Origin of the sequence: Haloarcula sp. CBA1129, from assembly GCF_008729015.1 — an archaeon.
Classification (GTDB): domain Archaea; phylum Halobacteriota; class Halobacteria; order Halobacteriales; family Haloarculaceae; genus Haloarcula.
This window is the reverse complement of record NZ_RKSM01000003.1, coordinates 394,271-419,141: the sequence shown is the minus strand read 5'-3', so window position 1 is coordinate 419,141 and position 24,871 is coordinate 394,271. Positions and strand designations below refer to the sequence as shown.

23 protein-coding genes and 2 pseudogenes are annotated in these 24,871 nt (G+C 59.5%); 8 read left to right on the top strand and 17 right to left on the bottom strand.

Annotated elements, in window-relative coordinates; genetic code table 11:
- The first annotated feature begins 799 nt into the window (after positions 1-799).
- A complete protein-coding gene (locus Har1129_RS19670) occupies positions 800-1,552 on the top strand; it encodes an IclR family transcriptional regulator (RefSeq protein WP_151102502.1) in 753 nt (250 codons plus the stop codon).
- A gap of 258 nt (positions 1,553-1,810) precedes the next feature.
- Here Har1129_RS19670 and Har1129_RS19665 read toward each other — a convergent pair whose 3' ends face one another.
- The 5 genes from Har1129_RS19665 to Har1129_RS19645 all read right to left on the bottom strand — a co-directional run bounded on the left by Har1129_RS19665 (position 1,811) and on the right by Har1129_RS19645 (position 9,548).
- Complete coding sequence (locus Har1129_RS19665; RefSeq protein WP_151102501.1) at positions 1,811-2,533, bottom strand: ABC transporter ATP-binding protein; 723 nt, start codon at positions 2,531-2,533, stop codon at positions 1,811-1,813.
- Positions 2,530-3,294: an ABC transporter ATP-binding protein gene (locus tag Har1129_RS19660; protein ID WP_151102500.1), complete on the bottom strand. Its 765-nt coding sequence runs from the start codon at positions 3,292-3,294 to the stop codon at positions 2,530-2,532. Before Har1129_RS19660 ends, Har1129_RS19665 begins: the two co-directional genes overlap by 4 nt.
- Positions 3,287-5,311, bottom strand: coding sequence for an ABC transporter permease (locus Har1129_RS19655; RefSeq protein ID WP_151102499.1), 2,025 nt, complete (start codon positions 5,309-5,311; stop codon positions 3,287-3,289). Before Har1129_RS19655 ends, Har1129_RS19660 begins: the two co-directional genes overlap by 8 nt.
- A gap of 8 nt (positions 5,312-5,319) precedes the next feature.
- Positions 5,320-6,567 (bottom strand): ABC transporter substrate-binding protein, encoded by a 1,248-nt coding sequence (locus tag Har1129_RS19650; RefSeq protein ID WP_151102498.1) that lies wholly within the window; start codon positions 6,565-6,567, stop codon positions 5,320-5,322.
- 131 nt (positions 6,568-6,698) lie between these two features.
- A complete protein-coding gene (locus Har1129_RS19645; RefSeq protein ID WP_151102497.1) occupies positions 6,699-9,548 on the bottom strand; it encodes a penicillin acylase family protein in 2,850 nt (949 codons plus the stop codon).
- A 174-nt stretch (positions 9,549-9,722) separates the two neighbouring features.
- Between Har1129_RS19645 and Har1129_RS19640 the strand changes: the two genes are divergently transcribed.
- Entirely contained in the window at positions 9,723-10,193 is a 471-nt protein-coding gene (locus Har1129_RS19640; RefSeq protein WP_151102496.1) for a VOC family protein, read from the top strand.
- 59 nt (positions 10,194-10,252) lie between these two features.
- On the opposite strand, the gene Har1129_RS19635 is transcribed toward Har1129_RS19640, so the two are convergent.
- Complete coding sequence (locus tag Har1129_RS19635; protein WP_151102495.1) at positions 10,253-10,579, bottom strand: EthD domain-containing protein; 327 nt, start codon at positions 10,577-10,579, stop codon at positions 10,253-10,255.
- Positions 10,580-10,691: 112 nt separating this feature from the next.
- Here Har1129_RS19635 and Har1129_RS19630 point away from each other — a divergent pair, with 112 nt between their 5' ends.
- Positions 10,692-11,462: an IclR family transcriptional regulator gene (locus Har1129_RS19630; RefSeq protein ID WP_151102494.1), complete on the top strand. Its 771-nt coding sequence runs from the start codon at positions 10,692-10,694 to the stop codon at positions 11,460-11,462.
- Between the two features lie 104 nt (positions 11,463-11,566).
- Here Har1129_RS19630 and Har1129_RS19625 read toward each other — a convergent pair whose 3' ends face one another.
- Both Har1129_RS19625 and Har1129_RS19620 read right to left on the bottom strand, forming a co-directional pair.
- Positions 11,567-12,379 carry an enoyl-CoA hydratase/isomerase family protein gene (locus Har1129_RS19625; protein ID WP_151102493.1) on the bottom strand — a complete coding sequence of 271 codons (813 nt, stop codon included), beginning with the start codon at positions 12,377-12,379 and terminating at the stop codon, positions 11,567-11,569.
- Positions 12,376-13,260, bottom strand: coding sequence for a 3-hydroxyacyl-CoA dehydrogenase family protein (locus Har1129_RS19620; RefSeq protein ID WP_151102492.1), 885 nt, complete (start codon positions 13,258-13,260; stop codon positions 12,376-12,378). The genes Har1129_RS19625 and Har1129_RS19620 overlap by 4 nt, the downstream gene beginning before the upstream one ends.
- Positions 13,261-13,359: 99 nt before the next feature.
- Here Har1129_RS19620 and Har1129_RS19615 point away from each other — a divergent pair, with 99 nt between their 5' ends.
- Positions 13,360-14,502: a thiolase family protein gene (locus Har1129_RS19615; protein WP_151102491.1), complete on the top strand. Its 1,143-nt coding sequence runs from the start codon at positions 13,360-13,362 to the stop codon at positions 14,500-14,502.
- A gap of 9 nt (positions 14,503-14,511) precedes the next feature.
- On the opposite strand, the gene Har1129_RS19610 is transcribed toward Har1129_RS19615, so the two are convergent.
- The gene (locus tag Har1129_RS19610; RefSeq protein WP_151102490.1) at positions 14,512-15,948 is read right to left on the bottom strand and encodes a zinc ribbon domain-containing protein; all 1,437 of its coding nucleotides are present in this window, start codon (positions 15,946-15,948) and stop codon (positions 14,512-14,514) included.
- Positions 15,945-17,117: a thiolase domain-containing protein gene (locus tag Har1129_RS19605; RefSeq protein WP_151102489.1), complete on the bottom strand. Its 1,173-nt coding sequence runs from the start codon at positions 17,115-17,117 to the stop codon at positions 15,945-15,947. Before Har1129_RS19605 ends, Har1129_RS19610 begins: the two co-directional genes overlap by 4 nt.
- Positions 17,118-17,249: 132 nt before the next feature.
- Between Har1129_RS19605 and paaK the strand changes: the two genes are divergently transcribed.
- Complete coding sequence (paaK, locus tag Har1129_RS19600; RefSeq protein ID WP_151102488.1) at positions 17,250-18,539, top strand: phenylacetate--CoA ligase PaaK; 1,290 nt, start codon at positions 17,250-17,252, stop codon at positions 18,537-18,539.
- 3 nt (positions 18,540-18,542) lie between these two features.
- Here paaK and paaI read toward each other — a convergent pair whose 3' ends face one another.
- The gene (paaI, locus tag Har1129_RS19595) at positions 18,543-18,938 is read right to left on the bottom strand and encodes a hydroxyphenylacetyl-CoA thioesterase PaaI (RefSeq protein ID WP_151102487.1); all 396 of its coding nucleotides are present in this window, start codon (positions 18,936-18,938) and stop codon (positions 18,543-18,545) included.
- Positions 18,939-19,039: 101 nt separating this feature from the next.
- On the opposite strand from paaI, the gene Har1129_RS19590 reads away from it, so the two are divergent.
- Both Har1129_RS19590 and Har1129_RS19585 read left to right on the top strand, forming a co-directional pair.
- Positions 19,040-19,498 carry a MaoC/PaaZ C-terminal domain-containing protein gene (locus tag Har1129_RS19590; protein ID WP_004517456.1) on the top strand — a complete coding sequence of 153 codons (459 nt, stop codon included), beginning with the start codon at positions 19,040-19,042 and terminating at the stop codon, positions 19,496-19,498.
- A gap of 147 nt (positions 19,499-19,645) precedes the next feature.
- Positions 19,646-21,097 (top strand): aldehyde dehydrogenase, encoded by a 1,452-nt coding sequence (locus Har1129_RS19585; protein ID WP_151102486.1) that lies wholly within the window; start codon positions 19,646-19,648, stop codon positions 21,095-21,097.
- 112 nt (positions 21,098-21,209) lie between these two features.
- Here Har1129_RS19585 and paaE read toward each other — a convergent pair whose 3' ends face one another.
- The 6 genes and pseudogenes from paaE to paaA all read right to left on the bottom strand — a co-directional run bounded on the left by paaE (position 21,210) and on the right by paaA (position 24,108).
- Complete coding sequence (gene paaE / locus Har1129_RS20790; RefSeq protein WP_191906217.1) at positions 21,210-21,377, bottom strand: 1,2-phenylacetyl-CoA epoxidase subunit PaaE; 168 nt, start codon at positions 21,375-21,377, stop codon at positions 21,210-21,212.
- Complete coding sequence (gene paaD, locus Har1129_RS19580) at positions 21,374-21,808, bottom strand: 1,2-phenylacetyl-CoA epoxidase subunit PaaD (protein ID WP_151102485.1); 435 nt, start codon at positions 21,806-21,808, stop codon at positions 21,374-21,376. Before paaD ends, paaE begins: the two co-directional genes overlap by 4 nt.
- Positions 21,801-22,634 (bottom strand): 1,2-phenylacetyl-CoA epoxidase subunit PaaC, encoded by an 834-nt coding sequence (gene paaC, locus Har1129_RS19575; RefSeq protein WP_151102484.1) that lies wholly within the window; start codon positions 22,632-22,634, stop codon positions 21,801-21,803. The genes paaD and paaC overlap by 8 nt, the downstream gene beginning before the upstream one ends.
- A pseudogene (locus tag Har1129_RS21405) lies at positions 22,634-22,927 on the bottom strand (PacF protein); the annotation flags it as partial. The gene paaC and the pseudogene Har1129_RS21405, both read right to left, overlap by 1 nt.
- 54 nt (positions 22,928-22,981) lie before the next feature.
- Positions 22,982-23,161 (bottom strand): annotated as a pseudogene (locus Har1129_RS21400) (PacF protein); the annotation flags it as partial.
- A 5-nt stretch (positions 23,162-23,166) separates the two neighbouring features.
- Positions 23,167-24,108, bottom strand: coding sequence for a 1,2-phenylacetyl-CoA epoxidase subunit PaaA (gene paaA / locus Har1129_RS19565; protein ID WP_151102482.1), 942 nt, complete (start codon positions 24,106-24,108; stop codon positions 23,167-23,169).
- Between the two features lie 106 nt (positions 24,109-24,214).
- On the opposite strand from paaA, the gene Har1129_RS19560 reads away from it, so the two are divergent.
- Positions 24,215-24,871, top strand: coding sequence for a helix-turn-helix domain-containing protein (locus tag Har1129_RS19560; RefSeq protein ID WP_151102617.1), 657 nt, complete (start codon positions 24,215-24,217; stop codon positions 24,869-24,871).

The window sequence follows — 24,871 nt, the reverse complement described above, 5'->3', positions numbered from 1 at the left end:
GCTGGCCGAGCTGTTATCTTTGAGAAGCGTCAGGATAGCGACGTTCCCCTGTTTCGTAATACGATATCTTCGAAGAGTCCAGATAACAGGCGTACAGACATTACCGGAGTGATCGACTGGTCCCGTATCTCTCACTAAATACAAGAGCAACAGAGAGACAGCTCACCCCTGACTGAGATTCAACACCTGTGAACAGTCCCCATTGTAGGCCAGATGTTGCGCGACGAATCTGGAACTCACAGACTACGAGGAACGGCCATAGGATAACAGGTGTACAAATATTATTCAGGCCGGTATTGGCCTGAGAATCACCGGTTGCGGGTGATCGCGTTGGATTGAAATAACAGATCGATATTGCGATACTACAGGAAGGGCTGCGGTTGTGCAAGGAGAGTGTTGAACACGAACAGGGTGAATCGAGGCGGACTGGCATACTGTGACAGGACTATTCTCGATCACCCCGGTATCCTCGTGACGTTTTCACTGCAGTTCGTATGTTAGGATAGAATTCGATCAGCTTGAACACAAGAATGGACAGTAAAAGTCCCAGCGTGCGATGACTGCACTGGCCGGAACGAAAACACCGAGGTGGGGTCGCGCTGCTTCGTTTTTCAGGACGGGACAGTGGTCACTAGACACGCAGACTGAAAGTGATACTTAGATGATTGCCGAGTCTTGGGTCGGCTTAGCATGGACAGCTGCCCCAGCATCACCGGGACGACGCCGGGCAGAGCAGTCTCAGAGCGTGGAGTTCAATCCACTTGAATAATTTTATAAACAGTTAGCCAAATATACACGTATGACAGGACAAGACCCGATAGAATCCGCCGAAAGAGTGCTGGACATCATTGAAGCACTGAAAACAGAACAGTCACTTGGCGTCACTGAGCTAGCAGAGCAGGTGGGAATGCCCAAGAGCACAGTCCACGTTCACCTTTCAACTCTCAAGAGCCGAGGCTACGTCGTTCAGGACCAGAACAAGGCATATCGGCTGAGCTTGCGGTTTCTGGATATTGGAATGAAAGTCCGCGAGCGACAGGAGATGTATCAGGAGGTCGCGCCGAAACTGAATGAGATAGCTGACGAAACTGACGAAAAAGCATGGTGGATCGTCGAAGAGAACGGAAAGGCGGTCTTTTTAGCCAAGTCACTCGGCAGTCGAGCGATTCAGACGAACTCACAGATCGGCCAGTACACCGAACTGTACAGGCTCGCTGGTGGCATGGCAATCCTCTCAGTGTTGCCGAAACACCGGCGGGAGACAATCCTCGAAAGCTACGACTATCCCCTCCCCGACGGTCGAAACCGCGCGGAGCTCGAAGCAGAACTCGATGAAATTCAGGACCGCGGCGTCGCCTACGGTATTGACCAGTTCCTCGAAGGCGTAGCCGGTGTTGGTGCACCACTGGTAGATAACGCTGGCAACACGTACGGAGCTATCAGTGTCTCGGGACCGGCGAACCGACTAGATTCGGAACGCATCGAAAACGAGCTGACTGACCTTATCCGTGGGATCTCCGGCGAACTACAGGTAAATCTCTCCTATCAGTAGTTCGACTGACTCGAATACCCTGATTTGGGCGAAGTATCCGTGTTACCGTTTGAATCCCGCCCAACAAGGCCTTGGTCGAATAATATCCGATTCAATAGAATAGAACGAACCATGTGAAACATACACATCCGAATCGTCTCTACCAGTTGGTGTCTGGAATTCAGACGGTGGTCGGGAGACACTGAGGCGAACAGGGACACTGCGCCAGATAGTCCTCCGACCGGGATGTGAGTCGTTGTTTGCCGATTGTGGCGATAGTCAGTCGGTGACGCCGACGCCGAGATGTTGGTCAAGCACTTCCTCGTTGTCCTGAATCTCCGCCGCAGTTCCCTCATGGACGATGTTTCCCTTTTCGAGGATATACGTATACTGTGAGACCTCCAGTGCAACCGGGATGTTCTGTTCGACGAGCAGCACTGTGATACCCTGATCGTTCAGTTCGAGGATAAGGTCCTCTATCTGCCGGACAACATAAGGGGCGAGCCCCTCCGTCGGTTCGTCAAGCAACAACAGATCCGGGTCGGCAGTCAGGGCACGACCGACCGCGAGCATCTGTTGTTCGCCACCCGAAAGGACCGATCCGTCCCTGTGTTCTCGCTCTGCGAGGTTCTCGAACATATCCAGTACATCGTCTACTGACGGCCCAGCAGGTGACTCAGCACCAATCTCTCCCATTCTGATGTTCTCCCGAACGGTCAATTCGGGAAAGATACGTCGCTCTTCGGGAACGAACCCGATACCACTCCGGATCGTCGCCTCGGAGTTACGTGTCGTGATGTCCTCGCCGTTGAACGTAATCGACCCGCCAGTCGGGGTGATATTGCCGACGATTGAACGGAGCGTCGTTGTCTTGCCGACCCCGTTGCGCCCGACTAACGACACAACACTCCCGCGTTCGACATCCATCGAGACGCCCTGTAGCACTTCAGTCATCCCGTACCCGGCCCGGACGTCTTTGAGAGAAAGTAGTGAGTCAGTCATTCTCGGACACCACCGAGGTACGCATCACGGACGTCCTCGTTGTTTGCAATCTCTTCGGGTGTGCCGCTTGCGAGTTCTTCGCCACGAGTAAGAACGGTAATCCGGTCCGAGACACGCATCACGAGGTCAATATCGTGTTCAATGAGCATCAGGGACTGGTCTGCAAGGACGGTATCGATAAGATTCATTGTGGCCTGTGTTTCTTCGCTACTCATTCCGGCGGTCGGTTCATCGAGCATGACGAGATCGGGGTCTGTCGCCAACACGAGACCCAGTTCGAGTCGTCGCTGGTCGCCGTACGCCAAGGCCTCGGCGTGTTCGTCAGCCCGATCTTGGAGACCAATCTGGTCCAGCACTGTCTCAGTTTGCTCCGAAATCTCGTCAAAGCTGTTCTTGTCACGGAACAGTGCCTCGCCGGGGTTGATTCCGTCACTATGGACGGACTGGGCTGCCAGACGCACGTTTTCTCGAACGCTGAGGCCGCCGAAAACATTCGTGATCTGGAACGAGCGCCCCAACCCACGGCCGACCCGTTCGTGTGGAGCGACATCAGTGATATCCTCACCTTTGAATCGGACGACTCCCGCTGACGGTGACAGTGCGCCAGTGATGAGATTAAACGTCGTTGTCTTTCCGGCCCCGTTTGGACCGATGACGCTCCTGAACTCACCGTCCGCAACCGATAACGAAACGTCGTCAACGGCGGTGAGCTTGCCAAACCGTTTCGTCAGTCCGTCTGTTTCGAGTACAGTTTCAGTCATCGCTTTTCACTTCCGACTCGTCCATATCAACGGGACTATCCGCGTTGGTGGCCGTCTCCAGTCGCTGTGTGACAAGGGACGGAATCGATACGATACCGCGTGGGACAAACAGCACGAACAGAATGAACATGGTCCCGATGAGTAGCCGCCACTGGTCGGTGTACGACGAGAGGAATTCTTCAGCGCCGAAGAAGACACCGGAGCCGATCATGGGACCGTACAGTGTCCCCATCCCGCCGAACAGCGCAATCACAATGACCTCACCAGAATGGATCCAGTTGAGTGTCTGATCCGGTGAAATGATCACAGTCGATGGGTTTACTGCGAGGAGCCCGCCGGCCAGCCCAGCCATGCCGCCACTGATGACAAACGCTCGGCGTTTGTATCTGTTGACGTCGTACCCGATGAACTCCGCTCGGTCTTCGCTTTCGCGAATCGACTGCAGAACACTGCCAAAGGGCGCGTTCATCATACGTCGAGCGAACAGGAACGACAGAACGGCGATAAACAGAGCGAAATAGTAGAACACTACCTGCTGTCCGACTTCGTACCCCAGAAGCCCGAACTCGATGTTCGAGAGTGTTGCACCGACACCACCGAGTCCGAGGAACGCCTCGAAGCCGAGCAAGCCATCGCTCCCGCCGGTGAATTCGAACTTGAACACAGCACTGTAGAGCAACTCCGCAAACGCCAGCGTGATCATTGCGAAGTACACGCCGGACACCCGGATAGACAGGCTGCCGACGATCCAAGCCAGAATTGCACAGAGGAGAATGGCCCCGAGTAACACGACAAAAACCGACTGCGAGTAGTGCAACATCACGAGTGCGGCAGTGTATGCACCGACGCCGTAGAACATCGTGTGCCCGAGCGGGACCAGTCCGGCGTACCCCATCACGATATCGAGACTCAGTGCGAAGATAGCCCAGATCAATATCTCATTGAGGACGACGAGATAGTACTGGTTGCTCATGAATAGAATCGCGACCGGGGCAAGTGCGAGCGCGACAACAGCGAGACCGCCAAGGCGTACCCGTGTGCTGTCAGCCAGTATTCCGCCGTACCCGCCGACGAGAATCTCACCTTCCCCCTCTGACTCATCACCTCGCGTTCCGAACAGTCCCTGAGGTTTCACGAGTAACACACCGATCATAAGCAGGTACACGGTCAGCCCTTCGAGATTGGGGATGCTCAGCGTTGTATCACCGAACGTGGCAAGGACACTCCCACTGTAAGCCCGCATCAGCGTCTGGACGACGCCGACAAGCAACCCACCGAAGACGGCACCCCTGAAGCTACCGAGGCCACCGAGGACGACGACAACGAACGCGGGGATAATCACGCTGTTTCCCATACCAGTGTTCACGTTCTGATACCCGCCAAGGACGATCCCGGCGACGGCAGCGAGCGCCGCACCGACCCCAAAGACCAGCGTGTAATACTGGTCGATATCAATACCGACGTTGCGAACCATCTCACGGTCCTGCGACCCGGCACGGATGATCATCCCGTACTTTGTCCGGTTCAGCAAGTACCACGTCACGACCGCGAGCAACGCCGCAAAGACGATCATGAAATAATTGTACACTGATACTTGAACGCCCAGTATGGAGACGGGTTGGCTCAGATACTCAGGGACGGCTAGCTGTCGTTGCTGTGTCCCCCAGACGAGACGGATGCCGTCATTGATCACGAGCACGAGCCCGAAGGTCAGAAGAATATGATACAGTGGGTCTCGACCATACAACGGTCGGACAGTCGTTCGCTCGATAGCGGCACCGATGAGACCGACGACGACCGGTGCGACCACTATCGCAATCCAGAATCCAGTCCCCGCACCGAACGGTGCGATGATGCTCAGGGAGAAATACGCACCGAGTGCGAACAGTTCGCCATGGGAGAAGTTGATCACGTCCATTACGCCGAAGATAACTGACAGTCCGGCAGCTAGCAGGACGTAAACCATCCCCAAGGTGAGGCCATTCAGCAGTTGTTCGATGAAGTCGGCAGCAACCATTGTGCTACCTACATCTCACAGCCGAGGTCACTGGCCGGTGGCAGCGTCTCCGAACCCGGGACCTGCTCAAGCAGTTCGACATCCGCTGTGTCGCCGTCTCCCGCAACGAGTTTAGCCATCCACGTTGGGTTCGTGGCCTGATGGTCGCTCTCCCGAAGCGTGATGTCTCCCAGTACTGTCGTGAACGTCCCGCCTTCGAGGGCGTCTCGGACATCCCCCGGTTCGGTACTCCCAGCTTTGTTCATTCCTTTCGCCATCAACCGCATCGAGTCGTAGCCGACGCGGGCGAAGTTGCCGGGCTCTCTGTCGTTCTCGCTGGAGTAGGCCTCAACGAATGCCTGATTGTCCCCGGTCTCAAGCGAGGGGTCGTACCGAGCGCCACCGAAGGTGCCAACGCTGTTCGAGCCAGTCCCGGCGCGAACGCTCTGGAACGTCTGTGTCGGGCCGACAACAGCGATCTGATCGGTGAGGCCCTGATCTGCGGCTTGGTTTGTGAAGTTCACCAGATCTCCGCCAGTCATCCCCAGCACAACCACGTCAGCCTCGGAGTTGCTGATCTGCGTGATGAACGAACCGTAGTTGCTTGCACCCAACTCCGAGGTTGAGGTCCCGATCTCGGTGTAGTCGTCGCTGGCGTTTTCCATTCGCCTGCTCGTGCGGTTGTACACCGAGTCGCCGTAGGCGTAGTCCGCGTAGTGGAACCAGACGTTGGTCCCCAGATTGTTGACTGAATACGCCGATATCGCCTCGGCAATCTGTGCAGTATTCGTCTCGAACCGGAACACCCATTCGTTGCAGGCAGACCCGGTGATCGGAACCGCTGCGCCGCCGGGGAAGTAAATATGCTCTGACTGCGCGGCAAAGTCATTCAGCCCGAGTGCAACGGAGCTAGAAATCGCACCGAACACGAACTCCGCCCCCTCCTCCTGAACGACGCGCTGTGCCTCAGACTGTGCGGCTCCAGCCTCGGTTTCCGTATCGCCCGTCACCAGATCGAACTCGAAGTCGTAGTCGTCGTTGTTGTTGATCTCAGTCACAGCGAGCTCGGCCCCAGTTCGCTGACCCGGCCCGAGAGAGCTGAAGGGGCCGGTCATCGGGTTCAGGCTCGCAACGGTCACCGCCTCGTCGCCGCCTGTTGACCCACCTTGACAGCCGGCGAGGCCAAGCGCGCCGACCGCGCCGGCGGCGGCGATGAACTGTCTCCGTGAACGGTCGATTCCCACACTACTGTCTGGTGAGGTACCTTCGCTCGACATAGGTTCATTATCTATTGTTAAGCAAGTCGTATTAAAGCCTTGCCCCATGTCGGCGTGTCTCGCGCTGTTCGCTGCGTTCAGTAGCAGCAGTATCGCGGTTCGCTGCTCCTGCTCCCCGCCCGTCGTAGTGGCTAGCGAGACGTGTCGTCCTGTCTGTACAGCCACGCCAGCGCAGTCCCGAGTACTGCGGCCACCCCGGTCAGTGTCGTGAAGCCGGGGCCACTGGCGTCAGTCCCAGTATTCACCTCCGTCGCTGTGTCGGTGCGCTCTGTCCCGGCAGTGGTTGATGCCGTGCTCGTCACAGCCTTTTCGTCTGTCTCGGTGCCCGCACTCGTCGGCGTGTCACCGATTGCGGCGTCAGCCGGGCTTGCTGGCATCGTCACCGTCTGGGTTTCAGTTGTTGCGGACTCGATATCCGCGTCGGCGAACAACAGCTGTTTGTACTCGAAATTCTCGAACATCGCCAGCTGGTCGTCGTAATGCTCGTCGGTCGTGCCGTCTGGAGCAACGTAGCCGTCGTTTCCGGGCGGGAGGATGTTCTCTGCCTTCGGGTCGTCGCTGAGTCGGACGACGTGGTTCTCGGTCCCACGGTTCATCAGCGCCGTGTTCCCCGCGGACGTGACGCCGATAGGCATCCCGAACAGCGCGAGGTTATCGAACTCGTGTAGTGCGGCCTCGCGCCGCCAAGTCTCCGGGTCGCCGTCGTATTGCTCGGCAAGTTCGCTCACGGCGGTCCGGAACGCGCTGACCAGTGCGTCCGTGACGTTTTCATCGGCGTATGCTGCCTGTGTCGGCAGTGCTGTCTCGGCTGGGTTGAGGACCCGCATCAGGGTGCCGCGACCGTAGTCGTAGCCGAGGAAGTACGAGGCCGGCCCGTATGCGTTCCCGAACGTCTCGCTGAAAATTTCCTCCAGAATATACGGGAATGTCGTATCCCAGATGGTGTACCCGGCAGAGTGGCGTCCCTCGTTGTCTTCGCCGGTAGCCTGTGCAAAGTGGTCCCACGAGGCCAGTTCGTCGCGGGCTTGCTGTTCGGTGTCGGAGAGATCCGCGTCCGCAAGCGCATCAAGCAGATGCCCTCTGTACCGGATCGAACGCAGATCAGTGAACGAAATATCGTAGATAACGGTCTTCAAGAAGTCATAATCGACTGCCCCGTCCTGTGCTAACCGCTGCTCTACGAGATTGATGATCCGTTGTACGCGGTGGTCGGTCGACCACGAATAGCTCAGGTCACCGTTGTTCCACTCAGGCGCGGGTTTGTTGTTCCACTGTGCCGAGTATCCCGGGTCGGGGTTGATCGCGTAGGGCACGTCGCCGTCAGCCGCGCGCAGGTAGTCTTCAGCCGTCAGTTCGTACTGCGTCCCGTCAGCGGGGAGCCGGGTATCCCATTCGACCGATTCGCTGTCCGGATACCGTCCCAGATGAACGTACGCGATGTCACCGTCTTTGTCGGCCCACATGAAATTCAGCGCGTAGTCACAGCGCTTTGCCGACTCCCGGAACTCCTCTGCATCTGTCGCGAACTGACATTCGTAGAAGGCCCGCCAGCAGTTCATGTGCCGGCCGGCATACGACTTCGTCTGTGTCAGTGCTTCCCCGTTGTCGGGGTCCCACTGCGTCACAACGCCGTGGCGTGTGAACCGTTCAGTATAGGTTACGTCCTCGCCGTCGGCGACAGTGATGGTCCGTTTCTCAGTTTCGACCTCGTACTCCTCCCCCTGAAAGGTGTACGTGTCCGGACCCGACGAGGTGGTCGTGATCGACTCGGTGAACATCTGGATGCAGTTATCGATGCCAGCAGTCGAGGTCATCGCCCCGTTGCGGTTGTGCCCGAACATGATGAACGGGTATCCTGTGACAGTAATGCCAGCGACATCGAAATCCGGACCGTGCAGGCTCGCCTCGTACATTATCGACGGGGTGTTGAACCCCATCTGTGGCCCGCCCATCAGTAGCGCATCGCCACTGGCCGTGATGTCACCTTGGACGGCGAGGGCGTTGCTTCCGTACTTGATCGGGAGGCCAAGCCTGTTGAGCCCGGACGCAAGCGTTCGCATCCGCTCCATCTCGGCGTCGTGCATTCCTTCGGCGTCAGTTGGAGGCGTGTAATCCCCGCCGGTCACTCGATTGCTCGGTGTTACCGATGCACCGCTTCTGCCACGTGTCACCCTGTTCGTGCTCCGGTTTTCGGTTACATTTGGCGTCGGGCCCGTTCCGACATCGGTGTACGCTGGCGAATAGGCCTCCGAGGACTGGACCGTCGAAGTCGGGCAGCCGGGGTCGTCGCCCCACTGCAGGTCTTCGAAGAGTTCCATGGCTCGCTGTTCGCTATCGGTCTCCTGTGTGAGTGCATCGAGGACGGTCGCGCTAAGCGTCTCCAGCTGGAAGCCGCTGAAATACGCCATACTGGCGACAAACATCCCGGCGGCGTCCGTGGTGGTAAACTCCGCAGGTTCGAACCCGTGTTCCTGAAACGCCTGATGGAATTCCAAGTCCTCACTCTCACGGACTTCGGTAATGTACCGGTTGATGCCGTCAGTAAACGCCTGCAGGACCGCTCGCTGGTCCGCAGTCAACTGTTCAGCAGCCTGCTCGTCAAGCGACGGCTCGCCGGCGGTGTTGCGCCGTGCCTCGATATCGAACTGGACCCAGTCAGTGTCCCCCTCACCCGAACCGAGTACCGCGGCAACAGTCCCATGATAGTACCGTCGGTACAGTTCTAGCTGATAGAGCCGGTCCGCCGCGGTGGCGTATCCGAACCCATAGAACACTGGTGCGCGGCTGTCGGTGTCGCGAGCGTAGATGTGTGGCACACCGTAGTCGTCCCGACGTATCGTGACCGTCGCATCGTCTGCCTGTGCGTACGCCAACTCCGTCTCAACAGCTCCAAGACAGCTCATACCGGTAACCGCCGCGCCTGTCTTCAGAAGTGTTCGTCGTGTGAGGGGCCGCCACGATTGCTGGTGCTGTGCTGGCATCCCGTAAGTGACAGTCTGGATATTTAATAAATATTTGGGGATATTTCAGGTGAAATAGAATGTTCGCCTGCGCAGATCCCGTTCTGGGACCCGATTCACGGCTGAGTCGGACAGAATACCGACGCTCAGCACCCGACCCAAGCATATAATTAGGAGCCTGCCGCAGGGCTCGCTATGTCACAGGAGACGCCGATCCGTGTCGATCACATCGGAATCGCTGTCGAGGACATCGGCGACGCTGAACCGTTCCTGTTCGCACTCGGCTGTCGGAAACTCATCGAAGAGTCCGTCGAGGAACGGTTTCGTTGGGCGCAGTACGATTTCGGTCGGGACGCGTCGCGGCTAGAGCTCATCGCGCCGGAGGCACCGGAGACGTTCCTCACATCGTATCTCGCCGACCACGGTCCGGGCCTCCACCACGTCACGCTCGAGGTGGCGGATATTGACACGGTGACGGCAGTACTGGAGCACAACGGACACAGTGTTGTCGAGTATCGCGAGTACGAGGACTGGACCGAGGCGTTTGTGCCACCGTCGAACCCGACCGGTGCGCTCTTTCAATTGTTCGAGTACCACGACAGCTACGACGCTGACCGACCGCCTGCCGAAAAGCTCTACGTCGATGGAAGCCGAGTTGATAGCTGATAGCGGTAGCGGGCCGCTCTCGGGAAACGCGTCGGTCGGTAAAAGCAGGAGCGGCGCTGTCAGTCGTCTCGTTCGTCAAGCTGGACGGTTTCTTCGACGATAACTCGTGGGCCGGCCTCCAAGTCGATAAACTCAGCCGCGTCGGCCTGAACGGTCTCGGCAAGGTCGGAATCAAAAGCGTCGCTGAGTGCATCCATATCCTCGAAGTATAGCTCAAGCACGCCGTCGTACGCTGCGCGCTCCGGGTCTGTTGGCACGGATGTCACGTAGCGTTGCAGCCCCGGCAGGTCCTTCGCTAACTCCGAGTGGTCGCCCTGCCATCGGTCAGCGAACTCCTCGTGCGTGTATCCGTCTTTCCGGACGAGCAAATCGACGATTTTTGTCATGCGTTCGTTACATCGGTTCGGAGTGGTTTTTATGTACCGATCTGACAGGGCCGCCCTTGATTCAAGTTACTCGAACAAAACACTTGTAAGTCGATTAGTCATGTGTGTACGTATGGCAATCCCGCCCGCTGTCAACAGGCCGGTCGGAACGATTGAGCGAGCAATCGAGATTATCGAGTATCTCAAGAAAAACGACACCGCCACCGTGTCGGAAATGACAGACCACCTCGACTGTGCGAAGAGTACAACGCATAGGTACCTGAAGACACTCGCGGCCAACAGCCTCCTGATCGAGGAGGACAACGAGTATCAGCTCGGTATCCGCTTTCTGGACTACGGTGAAGTGGCACGGAATAAATACCGGCTCTACGACGAGGCGAAGCCAAGAGTCGACGAACTCGCGGAGGAGACCGAGGAAAAGATCTGGTGTGCAGTCGAAGAACACGGCCGGAGCGTCCACATCTACGGCGCGCAGGGCAAACACTCGGTGCAGACGTACGCCCGAGTGGGCCATCGGAACTATCTCCACCAGCACGCCGCGGGGAAGGCCATACTGGCACACCTTCCAGATAGCCAGATCACGGAGACTATCGACAGGCATGGCTTACCCGGCCGGACGCCACAGACAATCACCGACAGGGACGACCTCTGGGAGGAAATCGAGACCATACGTGACCGCGGCTACGCGTTCAACTTTCAGGAGTCAGTCGAGGGTCTGCATGCGGTCGGTGCCCCGATTACGGACGAGAACGACATTGCCATCGGTGCAATCAGTGTCTCCGGCCCAGCAAGCCGTCTTGAGGGAGCCTTTCTCCGGGACGAACTGCCGACGCTGCTGTTGGGCGTTGTCAACGAAATCGGCATAAATATGGCCCATCCGTGAGGCCGACAACGGAGTTTTAGCGGGGCGGCTGGCTGTTTTCGAATTCAGTCACTGTGTGTGGCTGCAACCGAACTGGGCCTCCTCGTTCTGTGGTCGAAACGCGCTCACTCGCTGGTCCACTCCGGCTCTCTGTCCTCGAGGAACGCGTCGATCCCTTCGTCCTTGTCACCAGTGGCGAACAGTTGTGCGAACAGTTCGGCTTCGTACTCGATGCCGGCTTCCAGATCCATTCGGGAGCTGGCACGGACGGATTTCTTCGCGAACTCGAGTGCCGCGGGACTTTTCTCGGCAATCGACGAGGCTATCTCGTAGACCCGATCGTCGAAGGAGTCGTCGTCGTGGACCTCGTCGACGAGGCCGATGTCGGCGGCCTCCGTCGCGTCGATGAGTTCGCCAGTGAGGATCAGCCGCATCGCGTGCCCCTCCCCGACCAGCCGCGGCAGCCGCTGTGTTCCGCCACCGCCGGGCATGATGCCGAGGTTGATTTCCGGCTGACCGAATTTCGCGTCCGTACGCGCGATCCGGATATCAGCCGCCTGAATCAGCTCACAGCCGCCGCCGAGGGCGTGCCCGTTGATGCGGGCGATGACCGGCATCGGGCACTCGTCGACGTACTCGTAGACCCGGGGCCGCTTGCTCGCCTCCCGTTGCTCTAGCATATCTCGCTCGCGGAGTTCCGTCACGTCCGCGCCCGCGACGAATGCGCCGGTGTCTGCCGCGCCAGTCACCACGACAGCCCGGACGTCACTGTCCGGGATTGCGTCGAAGACCTGTTTGAACTCCGACCGCAACTGGGCGTTGAGCGCGTTTCGGGCCTCCGGCCGGTGTAACTCGACAGTGGCGACGTTCTCGACGCGGTCCCCGACGCTCACCGAAACTGTTTCACAGTCCGCTGCGGCGTCAGCGAGCCCCGTCATGCGTCCCCCCAGTCGCCGCTGGTGCCGACGATGTCACCGTCCTCCCAGACGTAGAACCCCTCGCCGGATTTCTTGCCGAGTTTGCCCGCACGGACCTTCCGTTTCAGGATCTGTGGCGGACGGAACCGTTCACCGAGTTCGTCACGCAGGTACTCAAGGATGTCGAGGCGGACGTCGAGACCGACTACGTCTCCGAGTTCGATAGGCCCCATGGGGTGATTGTAGCCAAGCTCCATCGCGGTGTCGATGTCGTGCGGTGTTGCGACGCCCTCCTGCACCATCCGCATCGCTTCGACGCCCAGTGAGACGCCAAGGCGGGAGGAGGCAAAGCCCGGTGCATCGGTCACCTCCACCGGTGTCTTGTCGATCCCGTGTACGAACTCGCGGGCACGCGCGACCGTCTCGGCACTCGTCTGTTCCGCAACGACGATCTCGACGAGTGCCATGATGTGTACCGGATTGAAAAAGTGGAGGCCGATGGCTCGGTCGGGATGTTCGAGGACGCTCGCGATCTCAGTCAGTGACAGCGAGGAGGTGTTTGAGGCGATCAGCGTTGCCGGGTCGACGTGGGATTCGACCTCGGTGAGCGTCTCGTGTTTGATCTCCATGTCTTCGGGGACTGCTTCCACAACGAGATCTGACCCGGTCACAGCTTCCGCCAGCGATGTCGTCCCCGTGAGACGGCCCAAGGTTGCCTCGGCCGCCGATTCGGTCACTTTCTCCCGGGCAATACCCACTTCCAGATTGGACTCGATAGCGGCCAGTCCGTCATCGACGATATCCGCCTCGATATCACGGAGAGAGACGTCGTGACCCGCCATTGCCGACACCTGAGCGATACCGTGGCCCATGGTACCGGCACCTAGGATAGCTACGTGCATCATTTCTGAGCACAGTAGCGAGGGGTAAAAACGTTGCCTGCGTCTCGCCGCCAGTGTGGCCTGCATTTAATATGGCGGCCGCGATAGGAGTCGGTGAGGATGACTGCTTCCGACTCGCAAGCCGTTGTTGTCGACGCCGTACGAACGCCACAGGCACGGAAAGATGGCGCATTGGCCGGGACCCATCCCGAAGACCTCGTCACCACTGTGCTTGCCGCACTCGTTGACCGGACCGGTGTTCCGGCCGTTGAGTGGGACGACTTCCGGCTCGGGTGTGCGAATCAGGAGGCGGAGCAGGGACGAAACCTTGCCCGGCAGTCGATACTCGCCGGCGGGTTTCCCGAGACAGTACCCGGGGCGACAACGACCCGCTTGTGTGGCTCGTCACTGACAACGCTTGTTGACGCCGCTCGTGCCATTGAGGCGGGCGACGGTGAAGTGTACCCGGTCGCTGGCGTCGAGCATATGAGTACCGTTCCCTTCTCCGACTGGCTCCATCCCGCTATCGAACAGCGGTACAACCCTGATAGGCTTCCGATGGGGCAAACGGCTGAAACCATCGCACGGTCCCACAATATCAGCCGTACGGCTCAGGACGAGTTTGCGCTGCGTTCACACGAGCGTGCGGTCGCTGCCACGGAGAACGGGCGGTTCGATGCAGAGATAGTGCCGGTCCACACCGACGAGACAGCGATAGAGACCGACAAAACACCACGGACAGACACGTCAGTGGAGCAGTTGAACGAACTCCCAACAGTGTTTCGTGACGACGAGGCGGCGACAGTCACGCCGGGGAACGCGTCACCACTGACCGACGGCGCGGCCGGGATGCTCGTCACCTCGGCAGCGTACGCAGACCAGCACGGTCTAGACGTTCTCGGGCGGGTCAAGACGCGCTCTGTCGCCGGTGTCGATCCGCTGGTTATGGGCCGGGGGCCGATTCCGGCGACGCGTGCCGCACTGGACGACGCCGGTCTGACAATCGGTGATATCGACCTCGTGGAGCTCAACGAGGCGTTCGCGGCGCAGAGTCTCCACTGCAAGCGTGAACTGGATATTCCAGCCGAACGGCTCAACGTCAACGGTGGGGCCATCGCGCTCGGCCATCCGCTCGGCTGCTCGGGGGCGCGAATCGCGACAACGTTGCTGCACGAGATGCAACGGCAGGACGCGACGCACGGACTGGCGACAATGTGTGTCGGTTTCGGTCAAGGTGTCGCGGTCGTGTTCGAGCGTCGCTGAGAGTAGCGGCTAGCGGCGCTGGCTGGCGACCTGTGCTTTGAAGCCGTATCTGATGACGCCCTCCTGCGTGTAGATGCGCCGCGTTGTCAGCACAACAGGGGTGCCTATTGTGACCTCGTCCGTCCCCTGTAGCACCTGTGTGGGGACACTCACGGTCTGCTCACCCGATGGGCCATCAAGCGCGACGATAGCGCTGTCGAACTGACCGCTGCTGGACTGCTGGGCAACGAACTCCGGAGGTGCACCGCCCTGCTCGATAGTCGTTACTGCCGTCACTGTCCCTGTCCCGGGCAGTTCGACAGCCTCGAAATCACTAGTCCGCTCGTGGCAGTCGTTGCAGGCTCCCGCCGGGGGGAAGTTCAACGCTCCACAGGCGGCACATCGGCCAGCGACGAGCCGGTGGCGTTGCGGAAGTGTCCGCTGCCACGACGGGACGCTAACGTACGCTCCGCCACCCTCCGGTTCGTCGCGTGTAATCTCACCACGCCGCCTGAGGTACTCGGCGTAGGACAGGCGGATATCTCCGCCAAGTGCAGTGCTGACCGGAACGGGACCGGCAACGACGAACAGCGTCGCACTCGCACCGCTTCCGTACGCGGCGATCAGCACGCGCTCGGCGTCGGCTGCAAACGCTGTTGCCGCTCCGAGAAATGCACTTGTCGCGCCGGTGTCCCCGAGCGTCCCAACTGTGTCCGCAGCAGCGATGGTTTCGGCGTCGACCCCGAGTGCGCCTGTCGCCCGATAGGGGAGCTTGCCGTCCGGGGACTGGACCGCTGCCGCATCGATGTCGTCTCTCGGCGCGTCCAGTCTGTTCGCCGCACTGCCGAGCGTGGTCGTGAACGCCTCGCGGTCGTACTGCGTAACGCCAAGGCCGGTCGTCCGGTCGTCCCCGCCCGTTCTGAAGCGCGTTCCGGGGTACGCCTCCGTGTGTGACGCACGGTCAGTGACGGTCCCGGGGCCGTCCTCGTCGACAACGAGCGCAACACTCCCGGCACCGGCGGCGTGCTCGATACCGCTGTCTGGGTCGCCCCGCGGACAGTCACTGATAATGACGAGGCCGACATCGTCCCCGAACGGCCCGCCGTCCATGGTTGCGTCCAGTGCCTGAGCACCGGAGTGTGTGGAGCCGGTCATCGTCTGCGTCTTGGCATCGTCAGGGACGTTGAGAATACTGCACAGCCTCGCGGTGAGGTCCTCTTCCGCCATCGGTGGTGTCGTCGTCGCGAAGGCGAGGTGTGCGACGTCTTTCCCGGACGCGTCGGCTGCACCTAACGCACGGCGCGCTGCTTCGACGCCCATCGTGACTGCGTCCTCGTCAGCATCAGGGACCGCTTTCTCGTCGATTCCCGCTGCATCGAAACTACCCCAAGCGGCTTCGAACTCCGCGGCGTCGATCCGCAAACGAGGTGCATACGCGCCGATGGCCGCCAGCCCTGACACAGTCATCGTGCCGCCTCCCGTTCAAGAATATGGACAACGGCGCTGCCGCCGCTCCCACCCACGTTGTGAGTGAGCCCGTACTTCGGGGCCGCTAGCTGTCGGTCCGCGGCGCTGCCGGTGAGTTGTTTGAACGCCTCGACAAGCTGTCCGGCCCCGGTTGCGCCGATAGGGTGGCCTTTCGATTTCAGTCCGCCAGAGACATTGACCGGCAGCGCCCCGTCAGGGTCAGTCGTTCCCTCCTCAAGTAACTGCGGTGCCTCGCCACGGTCGCAGAAACCGAGGTCCTCGTAGGCGAGTAGTTCGGCAATCGCAAAGCAGTCGTGCACCTCAGCGAAATCAATATCAGCAGGGGCAATCCCGGCACGGTCATACGCCGTGTCTGCAGCCGTCTCCGATGCAGAAATCGTGGTATAGCTGTCTCGCTGGAAGAGGCCGACCCGGTCACTGGCCGCCCCGACCCCGGCGACCCGGACCGGCTCGTCCGTATACTGTTCGACAACGTCCTCGCTCGCGATGAGAGCGACCGCCGCTCCGTCAGAGGTCGGACAGCAGTGATAGAGGTTCAATGGGTCCGCGACAACGGGTGCGTTGGTAGCGTCTTCGAGGGAGCATTCGAAGCCCAAGTGCGCCTTCGGATTTTTTGCGCCGTTTCGATGGTTCTTGACCGCTACCATCGAGAGATGGTCCGCGCTGGCCGCATACTTCTGGAAATACGCACTTGCCATCTGTGCGTAGACGCCCGAAAAGGTCGTCCCGGTCAGCCGCTCCCATTCCGTTTCACCGGAGACGCCGAGCCAGTACTTCGTCACATCGCTGCTCAGGTCTGTCATGACTTCGACGCCGCCGGCCAGCGCCACGTCGGCCATCCCGCTTTTGACTGCCTGCACCGCCTGTCGGACGGCGTAGCCTGACGCAGCGCAGGCGTTCTCAACGCGCACGCTGGGGACTCCGTGCAGCCCGGCGTGTTCGGTTGCTGCCGGTGCTGAGAGACCGAGTTGTCGACCGCCCACGCCGAGTGAGCCGACGATTGCTTCATCTATTGCATCCGTGTCGATGTCGTGGTCGACACTGTCGAAGGCTTCGGTGACTGCGTGGTCGAACAGTGATCTGTAGCTCTCTTCGGGCATCGAGCCAAACGGTGTCTGCCCTGCGCCGATGAGATACGCGTCCCGCATACCTGAAACACTGAAGGGACTGAAAAATAGCTTTGCATCACTTCCGGCAGCCCCACAGCAGGAGCACGGCTGGTGACAAGAGTGGTCAATCCCAAACCATTTTATCACTATCATTCCACTCTATCATTGACGATGGTGTACAAGCCACTGGAGGCGTCTGACCGTACAGAGCTGCGTGCGTTGCAAACTGACCGATTACAGGGGATTGTCACACACGCCTACGAGAACGTCCCCTTTTACCGGGAGAAACTCGACGAGGCGGGCGTCTCGCCCGACGATATCCAGAGCATCGACGACATCACGAAGCTGCCGATGACGACGAAAGAGGATTTCCGCGACGAGTACCCCGACGGCCTGTTCGCCGTCGACGATGAGGACGTCGCCCGCATCCACGCGTCGTCCGGGACGACCGGGAAGCCGAAAATCGTCTCGTACACGGACGACGACCTCGACACATGGAGTGAAGTTGTCGCACGTTCGCTGGCTGCGAGCGGTACCGAAGCGGGCGACACCGTCCAGAACGCCTACGGGTACGGATTGTTCACCGGCGGATTGGGGCTCCACTACGGAACCGAAGAGCTGGGGGCCTCGGTTATTCCCATCGGGAGCGGCCAGACACAGCGACAGGTCGAGTTGATGACCGACCTAGAGAGCGATGTGTTCACGTGTACTCCGTCGTATGCGCTCTACCTCGCCGAAACGGCCGAGGAGATGGGCCACGACCCCAGAGAGCTGCCGATTTCGACGATTATCTTCGGAGCAGAACCGTGTACCGACCCCATTCGGGCGGAAATTGAAGAGCGACTGGGCGTCGACGGCATCGATATTTACGGACTCTCGGAGATCATCGGTCCCGGTGTCTCGTGTGAATGCCACGAAGCGCAGGACGGACTCCACATCTGGGAAGACCACTTCTACCCGGAAGTCATCGATCCACACACGAAAGAGCCGGTCAAGGAAGGCGAGGAGGGTGAGCTCGTCCTCACGACACTCACGAAAAAAGCGTTGCCGGTCTTCCGGTACCGGACTGGCGACCTGACGACACTAAATTACGACGAGTGTGCGTGTGGACGGACGATGGTGCGGATGGACAACGTCACCGGCCGGACCGACGACCTTCTCATTGTCCGGGGCGTGAACCTCTATCCCAGCGAAATCGAACACGCTGTGCTGGACATCGACGGCGTCGCTCCGCACTACCGGATCGACCTCTACGAGGAGGACAACCTTGACGTCCTAGAACTCACCATCGAACGAACTGCGGATCAGGGGCCGGGCGACGACGCACTCGAAGACGAAATCATCGAACGTCTCGAAAACGTGCTCGCATTCACCCCAGACGAACTCGAACTCGTTGCGCCCGGCAGCATCGAACGAACGCAGGTCGGCAAGGTAAAACGCGTCTACGACCACCGTGATTAGCTGTCAGGGCCGGTAGACTCGCCCACGAAACGTCGCAATGCGTTCGCCGTCTTGCGCCGTCACCGTCACCTCGTACTCTGCGGTGCTGTCGGAGAGATGTGTCTCCTCAGCGGTCGCAGACACCGTTTCACCGGTTTCGACGGCCTCCAGATACGAGATATTCGTCTCCAGTGCAACCGCCGCCTCGCCGTGAGAGTTCGACGCGGCGGCGAACGCTGCGTCGGCGAGTGAGTAGATTGCACCGCCGTGAGGTGTGCCATGGAAGTTCAGCAGGCCCTCCGTAATCGTCAGTTCAGTCTGTGCGTACCCCGAGTCGAGTTCAACTACGTCGATGCCGAGAGTTTCGCAGTACGCATCCGATTCGATACGCTCTCTGACTTCGTCGGCGACGCCGGACATACGGGTCGTGATTTCATCACTAATAATAAATATATATCGGTCACTGCCAGTGCTGTCAGCGGAGCGTAAAAATATAAATGGCTGCTATTAGATGACAAACTATGGCGTACAGCTACGAGCCACACCACTTCGAGGACTTCGAAGCGGGACAGGAGTTTATCAGCGTCGGCCGGACGGTTACCGAGTCAGATTTCGTCATGCACTCTGCCCTGTCCGGCGACTGGACAGAACTGCATACGAACAAGGAATACGCGGAAGAACAGGAGTTCGGTGAGCGGATCGCACACGGGCCGATGACGTTCGTCCAAGCGACCGGGTTCGTCTATCGGACCGGGATCGTTGAGCGGACCGCATTCGCCTTCCTCGGGATGAACTACATGGACCTCCCGAACCCGGTCCACATCGGTGATACGCTCCAACTGGAGATCGTCGTTGACAAAACCAAAGAAGTCGGGCGCGACGACGCCGGATTAGTTGTCCTCGACACCGAAATGGAAAATCAGGACGGGACCGTCGTCTTCGAGGGCGATATGAAGTTCCTGATAAAGAAACGCGAGTGAGTCAACTGACGCGTCCGAAAGCGATGCATCGGTAGCGGATGGAACCGCAGTGTTGCAGCGTAAATGGCAAATCCCGCGCTTCCGCCAGCCAAACATTAATAATCAATAATAACAACTAAGACGCCGCGCACTCCCTCTGTTATTGCAATGGAGTACACCGGTCCGACAGACCTGTATATCGGCGGAGAATGGCGAGAAGCGACCAACGGCGACAGCATTGAGACAGAGGACCCGGCAACTGAACGGACTTACGCAACAGTACAAAAAGCCGAGACGCCCGATATTGACGATGCGGTACAGGCGGCACAGGCGGCCATCGAAGACGGGTCCGAGTGGGCGACGATGGACCCGGGAACGCGCCGGGCCAAAATCCATGCGATGGCCGATGCCATCGAAGAGATGAAAGACGAACTCTCCATGGTTGAGTCCCACGATAACGGGAAAACGCCCTTCGAGGCCGGGCTGGAAATCGACATGGTCACGGATACGTTTCGCCATTACGCCGGGTGGACGGACAAGATACGCGGTGACGAGATTCCAGTCGAGGACGGCCGACTCAACTACACCGTTCGTGAGCCAGTCGGTGTGACCGCACACATCGCGCCGTGGAACTACCCGTTCCAGCTCGCCGGCCGCGGTCTGGCACCGGCACTGGCGGCGGGGAACAGCGTTATCCTCAAACCGTCCGCCATGACGCCGCTGTCGGCACTGTACTACGCGAAAGCCGCGGAAAAAGCGGGTCTTCCGGACGGCGTCGTCAACGTCGTTCCCGGGAAGGGGTCCGAGGCTGGTGACGCACTCACCGGGCACGAGGGCGTCGACCACGTCACCTTCACCGGGAGTACGGGTGTCGGAAAGACCGTCCAGCGCACCGCTGCCGACGCAGTCGCCGACGTGACGCTCGAACTCGGCGGAAAAGGCCCAGCCGTCGTGTTTCCCGACGCTGACCTCGATGCCGCCGCCCGCGGCATCCAGTACGGGATTTTCATGAACGCCGGGCAGATGTGCTGGGCGAACTCACGTATTGTCGTCCATGAGGATGTCTACGATGAACTGGTCGACCGGATGGCTGAAATCGCCGAAAACATCCCACTCGGCGGCGGCATCGACGACGACGGCCAGATGGGACCAGTCGTCAGTGCGGACCAGCAACAGGAGATCCTCGACTACATCGAGACTGGCAAGGAGGAAGGGGCGACTGTCGTGGCCGGCGGCGGCGTTCCTGCGGACAGAGATACCGGTCACTTCGTCGAGCCGACCGTCTTTGCCGACGCGGACAACGAGATGACGATTGCACAGGAGGAAATCTTCGGCCCCGTTCTCACCGCAATCGAAGTTAGCGACGAGCAAGAAGCGATTGACGTTGCGAACGACTCACCGTTTGGCCTCACCGCCTGTGTCTGGACGAACGATCTGACTCGCGCACACACCGTCACAGACAGACTAGACTACGGGATGGTGATGGTCAACGAAACGCCCAACACGTGGCCACAGACTCCATTTGGCGGCACGAAACAGAGCGGCCACGGCCGAGCACAGGGCGAGCAAGCCATCGAGAGCTACACTGAGGTGAAAAACGTCCACATCAACCTCGGCTGACACTTCCTCAGACGAATCGGGGTCGGGCCACCAGTAATAGTGCCATGGGTAGAACCGCCGCTCTGTTTCATACTCTGAAACTTCGAAGGCAGGAGCAGAGAGTAGTACCTGCTTACTCGAACTTCGTGAACTGCTGCAGACACTCGTTGCAGTAATGAATCGACTGACACCGTGACGGCCCGCGTGGGTGTTTCCGCTCGGTGTCGGTCGAGCCACAGTACGGGCACTCCGCGCCCGTTTGTTCGCCGCTGGTCGTCACGCTGGGGTCGGGTTCACTCATCCGTCGAAGCTCATCCCGAAGTCCCGCAACGCTTCTTTGCCCTGTTCAGTGACCAGATCAATCGACCAGTCCGGGGCCCAGACCAGTCGGACCGAAGCGGTCTCGATTCCGTCGACGCTCTCGGCAGCCGCCTCGACCTCTTCGAGGATAATCTCGCGCGCCGGACAGCCGCTGTAGGTGAGCGTCATGTCGACTGTAACCTCACCGTCGGACACGTCGAGTCCGTATATGAGGCCCAAATCGACGATACTGACCGGCATCTCCGGGTCCTCGACCTGATACAGAGCCGCCCACACGTCGCGTTCGATGCCGTCGGCGTCTTCGCCCGTAGCTGGCACGTCGTCCGCCGCGTGGTCCGTGGTCTCGTAGTCAGTGTACGAACACGCGGTAGCATCAGCGTCCCCGCGGGGCCGGTCGTAGTCGCTACTCATCGTCTCTCGCCATTATCAGCGTCGCTTTATCCCGTCCCAAGTTCCGGTAGCTGGAAGTCATCTGTTCGTGAAGGTCGTGCCAGTGGTCCGTGTGTTCGTTGTCCCGGCCTGCCGGCGTTGCGGGGGTCGCGCCGGTCGGCACGTCGAATCCCAGTCCGGTCAGGAACGAGTCGACGCGAGTCTCCCACTCGGTGCACATCTCGTCGAGGGTCATCGTTCGGATGCCCAGCCGTTCGATGTCGTCCTCTACGTCGCCGACAGGTTCGAACAGCGTGAGGGCGTACGAATAGAGTTCATCGATAGCCGCCTGAACGCGTTCGCCGGCTTCCTCGTCCAGTGCCATCCGGTCCAGCCAGCTTTCGGCGTGTTCGAGGTGATAGCCTTCCTCGCCCTGAATGCGACTTGTTCTGTTTCGGATAATCTCATACGATGAGTTCTCAAGCGCGGAGAGGCGGATGTCTTCGGCAACGTCGTAGAAGTACGCTCTGACGATGGCATCGGCCCAGTCACCTTCCGCAAACGGTAGCTCGACGAGCGTGCTGTGCTGGAAGTCGCTGGGGTCGCTCTCGTAGATGAGCGATTCCTCGGAATAGCCGAGTTGCTGCACCGCGTCGTACCACAGTCGTGCGTGGCCCAGTTCATCCTGTGCGTTGTTCGAAATCGAGAGGTCCGATTCCAGCGTCGGCGCACGCACCTGCCAGAACGTGTAGCGTTCGGCCTGAATCAACTCGTCATCGGCGAGTCGAAGCAGTTGTGCCTCGACTGCGCGCTGTTCTTCCTCGGAGAGGTCAGCTGGACCGCCGAGGTCGGATTCCGTTGTTGCCATTATATCTCACCTCGCTGTTTTTCCGCTTCGATCTGCTCAGACTCGGAGGCTTCGACCTCCTCAGCGGCCGGGTCGACGTTGTACGTCTGTGCGAACCGGTAGGACTTGTTGGTCGTCCCACCGAAGCTTACGTCGTCATCCGTGACTTCGCCGATATACTGGTGCTGTACGACCCAGAGACTGTTCGGGTCGTCGTCAGTGTACGCCGCAATCGCCGCCTGTTCTGCCTCGGCGGTGCTAGCGGCTTCGACATCACCGCAGTGCGTGTGATACCCGCCGGGCTGGTCCTGCTGGAAGACAGCCCACGGCGTCTCGGCGCTGTCCCCGACCTCCTCGTGTGCCTCTGCGTCAGGATCGACCTGCGTGATTTTCTCTTGCGGGGCGACCCAGAGCGCGTGGGTCGGCTTCCGCCGTCCGTGCTGGATGACAGAGAACTGCTTTGCCATCTCTCGGTCGGGGGCGTGGACGTCCCGGCAGTGAACGAAATCTGCCTCCGGACTCTGTTGTCGGAATACTTCCCAGATCATTGTTCTCAGTCCGCTGCCTGTGACTGCGGGCCGCTGTTCGTAGTCGTCTGGTCGTCCATCATGTCACGGACCCACTGCACCGCTTCCTGCGCCTGCCGACGACCGGAAATCTGTTCGATGCTGCCGGCGTATTCGTTCTGTGAGACAGTGAAGAACTCGTCCCAGTCGAGATCGTCTTCGACGACCTCGTAGGTCCCGTCACCGTTGTCCCGGATGCGTGGCTCATCGGGCATCTCCAGCCCGTATTTCTTGGCCTTCGGGATGTACGTGTTCAGGAACGCGTTCCGAAGTTCGTCGTTCGTACACGTCTTCAGCCCGACTTCCGCGGCAAAGTCGTGATGGGTGCTCTGGTCGTCGGTCGGTCCGAAGAACTGCAGGATTCGGGGCCACCACTCTTCGAAGGCCTCCTGAACCATGCGCTGTTCCTTCCGGGACCCGTTCATCAGTTCGCGGAGGATCGACTCGCCGTGCTTGACGTGCATCCCCTCTTCGAAGCAGATTTTGTCCATCGCGTGGGCGTATGGCTCCCAGCTTGACTTTTTGAGCGTTGCCTGACGGCGCATCGCGGCCCCGTCGACGAAAAAGGCGATCATCGGCGTCTCGACGTAGCTCTCCATCGGGTAATGGAAGCAGTTCAGGAACTTCCCGTCCCCGTTTGCCAAGTCGTCGAGCATCTCTTCGCGGGTCTTGATACCGAGCGATTCCGCCGCTCGGTAGAGCATCTGTCCGTGGCCGATTTCGTCCTGTACCTTCGCGCTGAAGGCCATCTTTCGCTCGATGCTCGGTGCTTTTCTGATGAAGGGCCGTTCGAGGAACGCACCCATGATCTCGCTGTTGGCGTGGAACTCGAGCATCCGCGTGGCTGCCGTCCGATACTCTTCGGGGAGGTCGTCTTTCGGGCTGAACTCCCGGGGTCCAGCACGGTCTTTGACTTCGGCAACGTTCATATCTATCCTATAGATCGTGAGGAATGTTCTTACTAATTCGCCCCTATATAGACGGGTTTTATAAGCATATCCGCACAGATACGAGGCAATGATAGAGGAGTGTCTTATGGTCGAGTTTCGCATCGAGGGCGACAACTGTCCACTGGCAGATGCGAGCAGTGTCACGGGCACACCCATCGAGGCGGCCCCGCCGCTCCTCCGGGATGACCGTAATGTGTTGCTGCGGTTCAGTGCCAAGGCGAGTGAGGATCTTATCGACTACCTCGACGAGGACGACCGGATCCGCTATCTCTACCAGTCAGTTACCGATGGTCGGTATAATTACCGGTGTCTGTCACTCCAGCAGTGTGTTGTGCATAAACTCATCAGCGCAGGCTTCATGGTGGAATCGCTGACGTATCGCGACGGAAACGCGATTTTAGCTGGCGCTGTGGTGGGCCATGAAATCCTCCAGACTGTCATGGAGACGGCCGGTGAAACCGTCGGCGTGAAACTACAGCGGGTGTACGCACTGCGTGCAACAGAGGACGCCTCTATCGCACAGCAGTGGGACCTGACACCGGCACAGGAGGAAAGTCTCCGCTACGCGGTCGAGATGGGCTACTTCGTCGTCCCACGACAGACCACCGCTAGTGAAGTCGCCGCCGAACTCGGTATCAGTAAGTCCGCGTTCCTCGAACGGCTCCACCGCGCACAGCACTCGTTGTTCACACAATTGTTCGGCGGCGTCGGCGAGGGCCCGCCGGGCGACGACGGAGAGTAA